Raw genomic sequence first — 15,223 nt, 5'->3', positions numbered from 1 at the left:
CGTCTTCTGAAAATGACATGAGTGCCGATTTCGTGAGTGTCACTAGGGCTTGATCTATTGAATCAAACCAGTGGTTTAAAGACGTAATGTGTCATCTTGTGTCAGTGAGTGCGATGGCTTGCAGCAAGTACAGATATTCGATGAAGTGTATGGATATCCGCCTTGACGAATTCAAAAGATAAGCACTTCAATTGGCATTGGTGAACGGGAGGTCCGGTCTCATGTTGTGAGCCGGAATACCTTACATGCTGCGCGGTAGTGCAACGATGATCAATCGCATGGTTTATAACATTGCCCATGATTAGTCCTGAATGAAAAATGGATGGCTCAGAGCCGTCCCTTGAGTAGGTTCAGGAATATAATATATATTTAAAATAATTTAAAATGCACAATGAAATATGACAAAACACAATTCCATACATAAAACAAAAACACCTTGATTTTTCAAATGGTTGAGTTAATTGCTGCTACAGTTGCTATTAATAGCAACTGTAGCAGAAAAAGCTCGATGCTGAGATGATGAAAATGAAGGGGCCAAAGCCAAGATAGTTATGAACCCCTCGGAGGTACATGGATGCTATCAACTGCCCCCCCTAACTATTGATAGATCCTATCTATAGTCAGAATCCAATAAATCTAAGATCTTCGTTATACTCTGAGAACGCAGAAATTAGTTTTTCATGGTTTCGTAATTGATGTAAATTAATAAGTTTTTCATTGGGTCCACACAGGCATTTAAGCAGGTTATCTATGTTGCCCAGACAATAAAGCAAATGTGTTTTATTTATATTCGGGATGATATTTCTCTTGAAGTCAATAGCCTTTAACGCTCGTCTTCTTTTTAAGATGTCCAGGAGGTCCTTTAATGAGTTAACAGAATCAATTAAGTCTAATGCTAATATAATGTCGCCAGCGATTTTATCAAAGTCATACAGTAAGCCATAAATTCCTTGTGGGTATTTGTTTTCACCATCAGAAACACAGCCTATTTTAGGGACAAATTTGTTATAAGCATAAATGGAGTTTATGACTGTTGAGTAATAAACAAAACCTTCATCTTTATAGGACAGGGCGGAGTGCTGCGTACTAATATATCGGTGAAAAACACAGGTGTTCAAACCATCTAAGCCATAATTGAAAAGGATGCCTTTGTGGTTAAGTATGTCATTTACTGGTGGATTTAGTGAATAATGTGGAAGGGTTCTCTTAAGCGATTCTCTAAGTCTAAAAATTAAACCAATTTTAAAGGTCGCAAATAAATACTTCAAGCTTCCTTGCAGTTGCAAGGGCGATTGTGGTATGTCGTCTAAGAGGTTGAGTGCAACGAGACATTCATTTGATCTTATTTTTTCGATAATCTTAGTTAAATGTTCATGGTGTTTGAAAAAATCTCCATGTGGATGAGTGCTTACTACCTGAGAGATATAATTATAAAACCTATCATCATAATGTAAGGGAGATTCAGGATCCAGTGCGTGATAGAGGAGATATTGTATATCATCCATAAGTTTTAACGGAATAATGAAACAATCCAATCGAGACAGCGCGTTTCTATATAACGATCCCAGAGTGTCACCCAGTATGCGTGGCGAGTTAATTAATGATCGTCCATTAGCTAAATACTCTTCAGATAAAGATCTCAGAATGTCATTAACATTATGTGAATTTTTAACATCAAAATAGGCAGTTATTAGCGCTGTAACTAATGACGTCTTAATATCGAAATATATTACCAAGCATGTTGCATAAAAAGCGGAGATGATCTTTGGACAGATACTCTTGGCTTTTCTGCAGCACGTAAGTTGCTCGGTCAACACTTTAACTTTCTTTTTATTGAGTTCTGTCTGTTGGGCATTATCTAAAGCTTTTATATTCTTCTCTAATCGCAGTAAATCTAGGTTTAACTGTTCATCTACAATGCGAAATTTTAGTTTAATGGTTGTAGCTCTTCTAAACTGACTTGGCTTTTCTGAATTGTCATGCAATCTTAACTCGTAAATCATTGACTTGATTGTATCAATGGTTGGTTTGTGATTTACACCTAGCTGGTTGAAGTAACTCAATAGATAGTCATGAGCAAAGGATATTACTGCGTTACGTTCATACTTATTATCGTTACCCCTAATAAATAGCAAGAACTTGTCTACATGATGATATATAGACATGTCGTTGGTGGTGACTTGGTTTATAAAAATATGGTTAGCAATAATTGGGACCAAAATTTCCTCTTGGGAAATCCTCTGTATAATCTCAGGCTCTTTACATGAGTAAAATGGCAATGATTGGAACTCATTACATAAAGACTCCAAGACTTGAAGTTGTCTAAATATCATTTCATGAGAAAAAGCACTACCTTGTCTTAATAGGGTAATGGTTTCTGTAATCGCGTTACTAGATAAGTACCTCTGGTGTTTCTCAAAATTTTTACTATTACGTTGCTCGTTTTTGTTAGAGACGACAAATAATCCCAATGCATCTATTACGTCATAAGTTATACCAATGAATTTATTGACGTTCATCATGCCTCCATTAGTTTTGAGAAAAAATAAAATAGGAGAAGTTCATCCCATTAACATTTTATTTACCTGCAAAGGTAGTGTTATCCACTGTACACCGAGTGACCACGCAATGTGAAGCTGACATGATGCAGTCCATCAACCCGCTCATCAAAAAAGAGGTGCATTATGGCAACACCACCAGTATCAGGCGTTCATACGCCGATTCGAATTATTAGAATGCAGGAGCTAATCGGCATGATTGGATTGAGTAAAAGCACGATCTATAACCGCATGGACCCTCGTTCTAAGTGGTACGATAAAAATTTTCCACTCGCTATTAAACTTGGTAAGTCTGCGATCGGATGGCGTTCATCCGATATAGAAATGTGGATTCTAACGCTGTCCCAAAGCGTTGAAGGTTAATTAAACTCTTGAATTTACATCTGCATCTCAAGTCAAGCAAAAACAGCTACATTAGGAGTTATTGATGACAGATAGACAACCATATGTAAGTATCGATAGTCCATGTGAGTTTCCTTATCACCTTCTCTCTGATGAATATAAAAATACTTATCATTGTGTAAAGAGAATAAGTCAAGCATCAGATGGCCTTATCTACTCAGTAATGTTAAGTATTATGGGGTTAGCATGTCAAGATTTAATAGAAATTCAAGTTCATGAACAGTTACGTATAAAGCCTATGTTGTATATAATTGTTTCATCGCCTTCAGGATCTGGAAAAACTTTCGTATTCAACATGCTGACATCATCTATTCGTCTTATTCAGGAGTCGTTAGATAGAGATGATGCTGAAGCGCTCCGCACATTTGATGGTGAAATGAAAATATGGGAAATCCAAATAAAAGCTGCAGAGAAAGGACTAGTAAAAGCAATCCGTGACAACATGAATATTGATCACTATAAGGAAACCATTCGTCAACTTCATCAGACAAAGCCTTTACAGCCGTCAGCTAGACAATTGATACTTAATGATGTGACCAATGCAGCAATAATGCAGCAGCTAGGAAATGGAAATCCTTCTTTTGCTATCATGTCTGATGAGGCTGGAGGGTTATTTAAAAAAGACTTTTTAAAGGAGACATCAAACATTAATACGTTATGGTCTGGGGGCGGGATTTCAATGAGAAGAGGCTCTGGATCTGGGGTGACAGTAAATGACATCAGTCTTAGTATCATGTTGATGGTTCAGCCAAAGTTATTTAGGAAATTTCTTGCCGAAAATGGTGACATTGTTCGAGATAGTGGTTTTTTGGCTAGGGCTTTGATTTGTGAACCTCAGTCTACACAAGGAAGTCGGGTTGATCTGGATGAAGTGTTATTGAACGACGATGATCTAACATGGTTTCATTCACGTGTTACGAGCTTGATAAAACAAGGGATAGAACGTAGGTACAAAGGTAGGAAGCATCACATTGTGACGTTATCGAGTGAGGCTCTCGAATTTTGGAAGAAGAACCGATTTAAGTTCGAACCTTACATGGCAGAAGGAAAACCTTTAGAACAGTACCATGATTACTGTTCAAAGTTCATGGAACACGCAACCAGACTGGCTGCAGTAATAGAGGTGTTTTCTAATGGCTACGAAACAGAAATATCACTTGCTTCAATGGAGGCTGGATATTGCATCGCCAATTGGTATTTTGATCACTTCATTGAGATAATGAGTGGTAACAATGGAAATAGTGGCGTAACTGATGCAGAAATATTAGATAATTGGTTGAAAGAAAATGTATTGTTAAAGGGTAATGTTGCGATTGAGAAAAATAAGATCAGGCAATATGGCCCTAATCGATTAAGAGATAACATACGACTCAATGCAATATTATCTCAATTGGAATCAGAAGGGAGAGTTAAACTATATAAGAAAAAAAATACTTATATGGTTTCATACGTAGAAGCAGAGATTTTCCATCAGATTGGAAAATCTGATATTGTTGCTAGCGGATATCGACCATATGAATTTGCCCCCTATGGTTCCAAAAGAGATTCAGCGTTTGGGTTCATTATTCACAAGTGAAAATACTTGGCTAAGTTTAAATAACTTCAGAGTCAATATTTATAACTATATTTAAATGTAATTTGCTGTGAGTCATATGTGGCAAGGGTTTAGCTTATTGCATTATTTAATTGATAGGGGGGATATGTCCTGTATATGTATTATACTTCAATAAAGTATGTTTACTGCATATCAACAAAGCATATCTGACATATATCAATAAACCATATGTAATCATACACGTTATACACCTTATAACGGTGTCTATATCATCGTCTGCATATCCCCTCTCTTTTGAGAGGGGAGGATTAAAGTTTTATTTAAAACACTAACACACGTTATTGTGTTAGGCACAACATTTTATCAAACACTTAGCATTTAGGAGTGCTCATTATGTATGGAAGAATATTATTAACTAATATGGAATTTGAAGCGCTGTTGCAAGAATGCACATCTGGATATGGGCCAATGAACCTGGATTATCTGGTGCGCAGTGTAGAGTTTACAGCTCAAGTATTAGCAGAGACTCCTCGAGTCTTTGCTATTCGATGCGATTTAAGGTTCGCAGTGGACACCACTGAATACGATCCGGATCAGCTTATCTTCATGCAGCGCACTGACCCAGCGGTTATCACACGCTTTATGGAATCCCTTAAAAGTCAGATCAAAGCAAACCATAAACGTAACAACCGACGAGGGGAGCCTCGTCTACCTGCTTACATCTGGTGCAGAGAAAAGGAGTTATCAGCGCACCACCATTACCACGTTATGCTGTTCTTCCACAGAGACGATTATGCCTATCTGGGTAACTATTTAGAGAGTGATGGTGATAACATGGGGGTGAGGATACAGAAAGCGTGGTGTAGTGCACTAAGCTTACCGCATCCAGAGCATGCTCACTTGGTTCATTTCCCTTCCAAAGGGACTTATGGACTATTTCGTAATGCGGCAATTAATCGAGAGAAAATCTATCACGACTTTCTGTTTCGTCTGGCTTACCTAAGTAAACAGAGTACGAAGGTTATGGATGGGCAACGCAACTTCGGTTGCAGTCAAATACGATAAGACGCTTGAGCACGTCAGTGCTCATTAGTATGCTATAGAACAATCCCTGCGTATTTAATTAAAGGATATCTATGAGTGAATTTCTGAAAGTGCTGTTGAACATCCGTAGTCTGCGGGCAGCACTGCGCGAGTTGTCTCTGGATCAGCTCAAAGAAGCCCACGAGAAAATCGAAATGATTTATCTGGAGCGGTTGGAGGTAGCGGAGAAAGAACAAGCCGCCCAAGCTGAGCACCAGCAAAAGCTGGCCGAGTTTCAAGCGATGTTGGCCCAAGCCGGTATCGATCCCACCGAGTTGGTAGGCAGTGCCCCTGCAGCGACTGCGGCTAAAGCTAAACGAGCGCCTCGTCCCCCAAAATACCGTTATGTTGAAAATGGTGTAGAGAAAACCTGGACCGGTCAAGGCCGTACCCCCAAGTTCCTGGCTGAGCAGCTCGAGCAAGGTCACCTGTTGGATGAATTCCTTATCTAACTAAATAGACAAGGCCATGCCCTTACGGTGTGGCCTTTCTGTTAACCGGCTCAGTGACCCAAATCATGACAGCCCTCATAGCTACGAACTTGTTCTGTCGCATGACTGAGGTTAGCTCTAATGAGGCCTTGTTGCCCAAATAAGCCAGCAAGTCCTGGCTTTCCCAGCACCAGGTTACCGCTACACTCGGGGCTGCCTGACAGGTAGGTCCAAGGTATTCAGTTTGTTTATGGCACTGACATACGCCATGACTTCTCCCACTTGGCCATTGTAGTTACGCAGACTGATTCTCCCCGCCAGCAACTGCTTGAACCGATACATCGCCGTTTCCGCCAGCGAGCGACGGTGATACCCCGATATCTTCTTCCAGTGCGCCAGCCCTTCCTTGCGCATCACCAGCACAGCCTCATTTCTTGGATGTCCTTTTTCCCATAGCCCAGCGTTCTTGCGAGGCGGGATACAGGCTGTCGCCCCTTTGCGCGAGATTAGCTGATGGCTGGCTTTGCTGTCATAGGCGCCATCCGCATAAACACGTCCCAGCTTGCGCCGCAGTGGGTTGAGCAAGGTCGGCAACACCTCGGCATCATGGACATTTTCCAGCGAGACTTCCGCCGCCACGATATCGTGGGTCACCGGGTCTACCGCCAGATGCAACTTGCGCCACACTCGCCGCTTCTCGGCGCCGTGTTTTCTGACCTTCCACTCGCCTTCACCAAATACCTTCAGGCCCGTCGAATCGATAACCAAGTCAGTGATGCGCCCCTTAGAGGGCTGTCGATAAGCCACCGCCACCGTGCGTGCTCGCTTGCTGACACAGCTGTAATCGGGGGCACAAAGCGGTACGTTCATCAACTCGAACAGGGAGTCGAGTAGTCCCTGGGTGGCCCGCAGAGTGAGGTTGAAAATCCCCTTGAGCATCAGGAAGGTGCAGATGGTCTGGTCAGTGTATAGTTGGCTGCGGCCCCGCCGCCCATGATGGCCGTGGTGAAACCAGTTGTTCATGGCCTCGGCATCAACCCAGAAGGTGAGTGAACCACGGTTAATCAAAGATTTGTTGTATGTAGGCCAGTTGGTGATGGGGTGAAGCGACGTGCTCATGATGCAGACTTGAAGGAGATGGTGGTGATCAGATCACCAAGTCCTCAGTTAGTTCCATTCAAGCTGCATCGATTTGGGCAACAACGCCGTACAGCACCCAACCGGGGGCAGATGCAGACGCTATCAAGTGGCTTGAACGGTCCGCAGAGCTGGGTAACCGTGATGCCCAGTACCTGCTGGGTGAGCGATATGCGCAAGGTAAAGGGGTAGTCAAACGATCAGACCTCGCCCAGCGCTGGAACGACAAGGCTGCGGCTCAGCAGCAGCCGAATGCGTTACTACAGCAAGCCAAGCAGGCCGCTCCCACTAATGCGTTCACAGCCTATCAGAGAGCCGCTACAGCTGGCTCTGCCGAAGCCGAACTCTGGCTTGGCAAGGCTTATCTGGCTGGGGAGCAGATCCCCAAAGACCCCTCTCTAGGTCGTTACTGGCTGGAGCTGGCTGCAGGACACGGCTCCCATGAAGCAGAGTACCAACTGAGCTTGCAGCAGGTAGACCAGAAGCAGCAGGTCTATTGGTTAGAGAAGGCTGCTGACAGTGGCGTACCAAAGGCATTGTTCGAACTGGCGGAGCTACAGCATAAACAAGGTGAACTGGAGCAGGCCAGAGCCAGTTATGCCAAGGCAGCCCAACAAGGGCACATTCTCGCGCAGTACACCTACGGTGAAATGCTGCGTCTGGGACAAGGCGGCAAAGAAGATTACGCACTGGCCTTCAAGCAGTATCGCCTAGCGGCCCAGCAGGGTGACCGCCAAGCCCAATACCGAATGGGGACGCTACGAGAGGAAGGCTTGGGGGCCCCGCGCAATCGGGTGCATGCCTATGCCTGGTTGTCACTGGCCGCGATAGAAGGGATGCCTGAAGCCGTGCTGGCCCGTGATGAACTCGAGGCCACGATGACCAAACCAGAAGTAAAGCAGGCTCAGAAGCTGTCCGAGCACTGGTTTGACAAGATGTCATCAAGGGCCAAGAAAAGCTAAAAAAGCATAGAGGGAAGCTGCTATTTGGCCGCTTCCCTCTTATTCAGTTAGCAAATTACCAGCCACAGGCCAGTCCAGGTCTCCATCATAGGCCGCATGTGATCGCGATAGCACGAGCCCTTCTTACATTGCTTCAGCTTATCAGCCACTTCGTTGCAAGGGGAGGCTGGCCTATCGCAGCATTTCTTCCAGGCGGGTATGGTGGATAGTTTCCGATTTGAGGAGCAATGTTATCGAAGGACAGATTGTCAAGAATACCAAGTACTTACTTGAGACTTATTGATTTTCATAGACTATTCAGGCTGCTACAATGGGACAAGTTTGGATATTGAAAGTAAAGTACAGTTAGATCATGCATAACTCAAATACTTTTACTAAAAAGCATGATTTCCCTACCATGTCTCAATGAGGAATAACGATTGGAAGTAGAAATTTGGGATGGCGGTTTACAAGAGCAAGAAGTAGCTGCTATTGAAAAGATCAAGGCTGCATTTTCGGATACTGTTACTGTGCCTAAGGTTCCTCTTCGAGGGGGGTCTCTTCGAGATCAGTTGCAAAGTAATTATGGTATCAGCAACAACAGCATGTTCCCTTGGAAAGGCTATGCCGGATTTCGATTCGTTGATTCCAAGAGCCATGCTGGTGAGTTTGACTTGGTTATTGTAACCCACTGCAATGTGATTATTGTCGAGTTAAAAGATTGGAACTATCAATCGGTCACGGCAAAGGGAGATATCTGGTACAAAGGTACCAAAAACATGAAACGCTCCCCGGTGAGCACTACTCGGGTTAAGAAGCAAACATTAGATACCAAGTTATCTAGGCTAGCACACCGCTTTACCAATAAAGGATTTGTACCCCATGTGCATTTCTTTGTTGTAATGACAGGTAATGCTGATTTTAGCCAATTGCCTGAGGAGCAGTTACTTCATACAATATCGCTTGATGATTTTCTTAAGTTTGCTGATAAAAAAACCTTCAATGAACGATTTAGACCACACCCAAGCGCTCAAGTTCTGAACAAGGATTTTTTGCTTTTTGATGAGCTCTTTTTAGGAAATAACACGGCTCCAAAAGCTTTACTGGTTGATGGCTATGAGGCCAAAGACATCATCTTTGAACATCCCAAGATGATTTATAAAGAGTATATTGCTAGATCTGAAATATCGACCAATACAGAGGTTTTGCTTCGTATTTGGAAATTTAAGAATGTTGATGGTAACAAAGCGTTCACATCTGAAGGGCGTGCTGAGATTGTTTCACGTGAACGTGTTATTTTAGAGCGCATAAATCATCAGAATCGGGATCTATATAATCATTGCTTGCGATCACTTACAAGTTTCCAAAAAGATGAGGTGACAGCAGAGTACAGTGAGGTATATGAGCTACCTCCTGGTCATGTTCGGTTTAACGAGTTTATTGGAAAGTATGGAAAGGCATTCTCAGAGTTAGACCGTTTGAATGTCACTAAATTATTGCTCGCAAAGTTTGGTGATCTACATGAAATGAAAATTGCTCATAGAGATATCGCAGATCATAGTATTTGGATCTCACCCTCAAAAGAGGTTGCACTGTCAAACTTTATCTCGGCATATCATCAACCGATTGGTACTGTTGGAGATTATAGAAAGAGTCTTTCTGTCGGTGCTGTTGAAGTGCAAGATATGTTAGATGGAGTAAGTTTAACTCCTTATCAGCAGGATGTTCATGCCTTGGGGATTGTAGCTTGGCACTTATTAAGCGGCAAACGTATGTCCCCTAAAAGTTTGCAAACAATACAAGACGAAATGCTTAATAGCGAGGCATGGTATTCAAATGCCTTGCTTAATGCTGTTACTGCAAAGTTTAATTCAGCAGCAGATTTCTTTGATGCTCTGAAACAAGCTGAACCAATAGGCGAGACTATCCCAACGTTTGATGATACTGAGCTTGATCCCTACCGCCATTCTATCAACCATTCCCGTCAATATCGGGAGGACGATGATTTTCTCGTAGAGACGACGGAAAAAGAAGTTTATATATCCGGTGGAAGACTAGTAAAAGCTTGGTTGAATGTCGGCGGGCAAGATAACGACTCTGTAGCTAATTTCCAAGTTCTTAAATTTCTTAAGCAATTAGATAAGTTATCATCGGTTAAACCGACGTATCTACCAGAAATCCGTGAGTTTGGTATTGCTTCTAAGTCATCAAGTTTGTATATGGTTACAGACTTGGTTAATGGAGAAACCTGGGATAACGCTATTATTGCTGACGACGAAAAAATTGATTTAATTGGTAAGTTTATTGCGGCAGTTGAGCATTTACACAGTCTTGGTGTTTCTCACGGAGATATCCACCCAGGCAATGTTATGCTAGAAACCCAATGTCGCTCCATTTATCTAATAGATATCCCTGACTTTTCTCTCTCCGGAGACGAACCCAAGAATCACAGCTACAGTCCTGAATATATCGACAGTTGCTCTTCTTTTGAACGTGACAACTTTGCTGTGATGAAAATGTCCTGTGAGTTATTAGGCTTGCCTTGGGGCCATGAGTCTGAAAATTATCCTGCCGTGGCAAGAGCGATTATTGCTGAACTAGAAGATTATCAATTTGGGTTTAAGGATTTGGGGCGCTTTAAAAAGGCGATTGATAGAGGCGATGTATTGCCAGAGCAAACCCTGATTGAGATCACAGCAGGACATGCCGATGAAGTTATCACTATCTTACCTGATAATGGTCATCTTTATGTCAAAGTGGAACCCAGTCATAAAGAATTACATGAAGTGAAGGTAACCTTCACTGGGATCGGTGGTAGCTTTTCTGCGATGTACTGCAAACAACAACAAGCTTTAATTGTTGGCTTTAAGCCAAGGCCGCGATCATCGATTCGGAAACAGGATATTGATGAAAGTCAGTTTGAAATTAGTACAGGCATAAGGATTATCCCAGGTCGCCCGCACGAGATGTCTTCTTTGACGTACATACTCAATGAAGATGAAGCATTCTCACGAGCGATTGAACTAGCCATAGCACCTGAGGTAAATCAAGATAAAAATTTACTCACTCTTCAACTGAAAGAAGCTTTTGCAAGGCTAGATAAGCAAGCTGAGCAACCAATTTCAGCAAAGACATTTGAAATTCAGACAGAGAAACTTTGGCGGGCAATTTTAGATACGGAGACTGAGTCGTATCCAAATATTGAGGTCAGTGGTGAAATTATTCCTGTTGCTGACGCTCATGGAGAACTTCTAATCCCGTATTCTGCAGATATAGATCCACTTGGCGGATTCAGCAGTAGTGATGAAGTCGAGGCGTTATTGGTGGATCAGGACGGTATCGAACGGTTTATTGGTGAAGTGTCGCTTAAGATGTCTGCTCTTAAGGAAATTAGGCTGATTAAAACTCGGGCTGATGCATACAAGTTAACAGACTCTGATATTGTCTATTTCCGTTCCAAGAAAGATCGTTCGTCGTATCACAAGCGCAAAAGAGCATTAGAGCGATTGCTTGATCGTGAAGCAGTAATGCCCGACTTGATAGACCTCTTCGATCCATCTTGCGAAGTCGCAGCCCAAAATTACGGTATCTCGTTAAGTGATAATGATTTTGCGAGATATGATCGTGAAGACCAGTACGGAAATAAGATTAGCTTGAATGAACAGCAAAGAGAAGCGTTTGCTAAACTAGTTAATAATGGCCCCCTTTCCTTACTACAAGGCCCCCCAGGGACAGGTAAAACCGAGTTTATCGCTGCTTTTGTGCATTATTTGGTAGAGAAGCAGAATACTAAACGTATCTTGTTGGTTAGTCAGTCTCATGAAGCAGTTAATACAGCCGCTGAACGGATTCGGAAGCACTGCGCTCGTCTTAATACAGATCTAGAAGTCGTAAGGTTTAGTAACCGCGAAGGCGCTGTATCTCAAGGGCTGAAAGATGTCTACTCGAACGCAATCACAACGGAGAAGCGTGAATTGTTCAGCGCTGAAAGTAAGTATCGTGTAGAGGCCTTGAGTGAAGCAATTGGTTTGGATCCAGAGTTTATATCTAGTATTGTGCAGGCAGAGCTTAAGCTTTTCAAAAAAATTGACCATCTTGAGACATTGCTTTATCAAGTGAATGACCTGAGAGACGAGAGTGATATTAAGGTTCTGAAGGAAATTTCAGTAGAGCTTGATATTTCAATACGCTCAAAGTTAAGTTATGAGTATGATGTTAATTTGGATGCCGATGCTAATATATCGGAAGCAAAAGAAATTCTGATATATAAATTGTGTCGGGAGTATGGTGTTAGGCCCGATGAGGCACGCCGAGTAAAAGCATTAGCTAAGATATCACGAGATATGCTGGATGCTTTGTCGGGAGAGCGGGTTAACGTTGACGAATTCTATGCACGTTCGAGACAGTTAGTAGCAGGAACATGTGTCGGTATTGGACAAGGCCATATTGGCATTCAGGACAATATATACGATTGGGTGATTATCGATGAGGCTGCACGCTCAATTGCGAGTGAATTAGCTATTGCTATGCAGTCAGCGAGACGTATTCTGCTAGTTGGAGACCATTTGCAACTTCCTCCATTGTACTCCGATGCACATAAAGCCGCTTTGGCAAGAAAATTGGGTATCAATAGTTCGCGCACTGAGATCGATGAGCTATTACGAAGTGACTTTGCTCGAGCATTCAACTCTACCTATGGTAAGCAAGCAAGTGCAGCATTGCTTACTCAATATCGTATGGCCCCCCCTATTGGGAGTCTTGTATCGGAGACCTTCTATGAAGGTAAGCTTCGAAATGGTGTGCGAACAATTCCAGATGTCTATCAGCACGCGCCACCTGCTTTGCACAGTATTGTGACTTGGCTAGATACCTCTTCTCTGGGTCAGCGCGCACATCACTTGGAAGATCGTGGGACAAGTATCTACAACCGCAGTGAGGCAGATCAGATTATTTCTGTACTTAAACAGGTGTCAGAAAATATAGATTTCGTTGCGAAGTTATCGAATCTTACCAGCAAAGATGAACCCGCTATAGGTGTGATTTGTATGTATGCCGAACAAAAAAAATTATTGCGCCAGAAGTTCAACCAGGAAATCTGGAGTGACGGATTCAAAGATATTGTAAAAATTGACACAGTAGATAGCTATCAAGGTAAAGAAAACAGGATTATCATTTTGTCCTTAACTCGTTCTGATAAAAAGCATAGCCCTGGTTTTTTACGAGCCCCAAATAGAATAAACGTTGCGATGTCTCGAGCGATGGATCGTTTGTTGATTGTTGGCAATGCGGATATTTGGAAAGGAAATAATAAAGAGTTGCCATTAGGATCTGTTGTTCGTTATATGACCGAGTCTGGTGAAAAAGCTGGGTATAAATTTATCTCCGCTGAGCAAGGTGGGAAAAGAAAATGATATCAGAAAATAAGGTAACTTATCATGAGGTCGATTTTTTGCTGCCTGCGCAGAGATTTAACATTCAATTCTCATATGTCTCTAAGAAGGGGCTTCCATTTATAAGAGAATTTGTGCTGAGGCTTGTTCATGTGGCATCAATGAGTAAGTCACAAATTTCAAAATATTTTGGACTTAGCCGTCGTGAGACAGAAGAGGCTATATCTGATTTAGTTCAACGTGGTGAGTTGACTCTTTCAGATGACGGTCGTTTAACATTGACAGATAAGTCAAATGGTTATTTTTCAGAAATTGGTGAAATACCACAGCTTTCTACTGTACAAGATAGTGGAGCTACGTTGTCATTTGATTTGGCTACATTTAGTTGTTTCAGTAATCAGAATATCCAAGAGAAGTGGAATGCCGGAATATCTCTGAAAATCGTTGACAGCAACGTTTCTCAAAGTGAAAGGTTAGTAGAAAAACATTTTCAGCATCAGTTTACCCAAATTCTGGATAAAGGATATCTATCTCATTTACTGACTCAAGATGGGAAAGAACGTCCCTCTGTTTATACCGTAAACTCTGTCAACAAACTGCGACAATTTCCATTGCGTTTGACGACCTATTTTAAAATGGATACTGATGGAAAGGCTGTCGAACGTGAAGACTATGAACAGTTGAATAGTTCGGAGTGTATTCATGAACTAATGGCTTTAGAGCTATCTCGGATATCTATGGTCAACAACTCCATGAGTATCTTCAAGTCCATGGTTTCCCTGAATGATGAAGATACACTTAAATTATTTGACTCAAAAACAAATCTATTCAATCCAAAGTATATAGAAGATATCCAGGTATTAGAGGCTCATACAACATCTGAGAGGTTGACTTTTCTTGGTCCAATATACTTAAAAAACAACTGGGAAAAGCTACAAAAGATTCTAAATCCTGTGCTCAGTAAGCGAATTAAAGAAAAATCAGATACCAGTAATAGTCGATTTACCTGGATTGCTCCTTCAGACCCATATTGGGCGAAGAGCGCTCGTTTTATTTCTAGTTTAAGTGACTTCATCCACAGATCTAGTACGAAAGAGAAGAGGCTTTATAAGCCTGTGCTATACGTTCCAGTATGCGACCATCGGGATATAAAAGGAGCCAAACAGTGGGAGCGTGAACTTGGTCAGTTCTATAATGATGCGAAGGGCCTTGCTGAGGGATTCCTGGACGGCAATGTTGAGATCCTTCATCTTGAAGATGAATTTGGTGTTGTTATTTACCATTTTTCTCAACCAGAGACTTTACCAATAACTATGCCGATTGGCTATATTACAAAAAATAAAGAGTTGGTTAAGAAGATTGGGACCTTGGTTAATGATTATATTAGAGATATCTCTGCATTTGATAAACCAAATGACTGTGGTGCTATTTCTTCGTTAGCTAAAGGGGTTAATGCTTAGCGATTATTACTAAGGGGGCCTTAAGAAAATATCTAACTTAGGTCCCTTTCTCCATTGTGTCACTTGGTAAAACACGAGGTTTTAAATAGGAACCAAGCGTTCACTCCTGACTATCCGTTGCTTACCAGTTTAATTATTTGTTGGTTAATACGGAGATGAGCAACTACTCAAGTTATCGACAAAGCGATGAGGGGAGGCGTTGTTCTTTCTGACCGGTAATAATTTTTTACAGTTGGAATACAGTGGGGTAACTGTTCACCCAGATG

At 42.0% G+C, this 15,223-nt stretch carries 8 protein-coding genes and 1 pseudogene; 7 read left to right on the top strand and 2 right to left on the bottom strand.

Features of this window, described 5'->3' with window-relative positions; translation table 11 throughout:
• Positions 1-620: 620 nt before the first annotated feature.
• Positions 621-2,519, bottom strand: coding sequence for a hypothetical protein (locus AACR93_RS03365; protein WP_043852273.1), 1,899 nt, complete (start codon positions 2,517-2,519; stop codon positions 621-623).
• A gap of 165 nt (positions 2,520-2,684) precedes the next feature.
• Here AACR93_RS03365 and AACR93_RS03360 point away from each other — a divergent pair, with 165 nt between their 5' ends.
• The 4 genes from AACR93_RS03360 to AACR93_RS03345 all read left to right on the top strand — a co-directional run bounded on the left by AACR93_RS03360 (position 2,685) and on the right by AACR93_RS03345 (position 6,050).
• Positions 2,685-2,921: a helix-turn-helix transcriptional regulator gene (locus AACR93_RS03360; protein ID WP_082044200.1), complete on the top strand. Its 237-nt coding sequence runs from the start codon at positions 2,685-2,687 to the stop codon at positions 2,919-2,921.
• 64 nt (positions 2,922-2,985) lie between these two features.
• Complete coding sequence (locus tag AACR93_RS03355) at positions 2,986-4,536, top strand: YfjI family protein (protein ID WP_082044199.1); 1,551 nt, start codon at positions 2,986-2,988, stop codon at positions 4,534-4,536.
• A gap of 372 nt (positions 4,537-4,908) precedes the next feature.
• The gene (locus AACR93_RS03350; protein WP_043852271.1) at positions 4,909-5,580 is read left to right on the top strand and encodes an inovirus Gp2 family protein; all 672 of its coding nucleotides are present in this window, start codon (positions 4,909-4,911) and stop codon (positions 5,578-5,580) included.
• Between the two features lie 71 nt (positions 5,581-5,651).
• Complete coding sequence (locus AACR93_RS03345; protein ID WP_043852270.1) at positions 5,652-6,050, top strand: H-NS family histone-like protein; 399 nt, start codon at positions 5,652-5,654, stop codon at positions 6,048-6,050.
• A gap of 180 nt (positions 6,051-6,230) precedes the next feature.
• On the opposite strand, the gene AACR93_RS03340 is transcribed toward AACR93_RS03345, so the two are convergent.
• A complete protein-coding gene (locus AACR93_RS03340) occupies positions 6,231-7,148 on the bottom strand; it encodes an IS5-like element ISAs13 family transposase (RefSeq protein ID WP_043852269.1) in 918 nt (305 codons plus the stop codon).
• An 89-nt stretch (positions 7,149-7,237) separates the two neighbouring features.
• Between AACR93_RS03340 and AACR93_RS03335 the strand changes: the two are divergent.
• The 3 genes and pseudogenes from AACR93_RS03335 to AACR93_RS03325 all read left to right on the top strand — a co-directional run.
• Positions 7,238-8,128 (top strand): annotated as a pseudogene (locus tag AACR93_RS03335) (SEL1-like repeat protein); the annotation flags it as partial.
• A gap of 419 nt (positions 8,129-8,547) precedes the next feature.
• Positions 8,548-13,518, top strand: coding sequence for an AAA domain-containing protein (locus AACR93_RS03330; protein WP_043852268.1), 4,971 nt, complete (start codon positions 8,548-8,550; stop codon positions 13,516-13,518).
• A gap of 140 nt (positions 13,519-13,658) precedes the next feature.
• Positions 13,659-14,957 (top strand): hypothetical protein, encoded by a 1,299-nt coding sequence (locus AACR93_RS03325; protein WP_231557017.1) that lies wholly within the window; start codon positions 13,659-13,661, stop codon positions 14,955-14,957.
• Positions 14,958-15,223 lie beyond the last annotated feature (266 nt).

The organism is Aeromonas sp. L_1B5_3, from assembly GCF_963866575.1.
Lineage (GTDB): Bacteria > Pseudomonadota > Gammaproteobacteria > Enterobacterales > Aeromonadaceae > Aeromonas > Aeromonas jandaei.
This window is presented reverse-complemented; position numbering and strand designations above follow the sequence as displayed.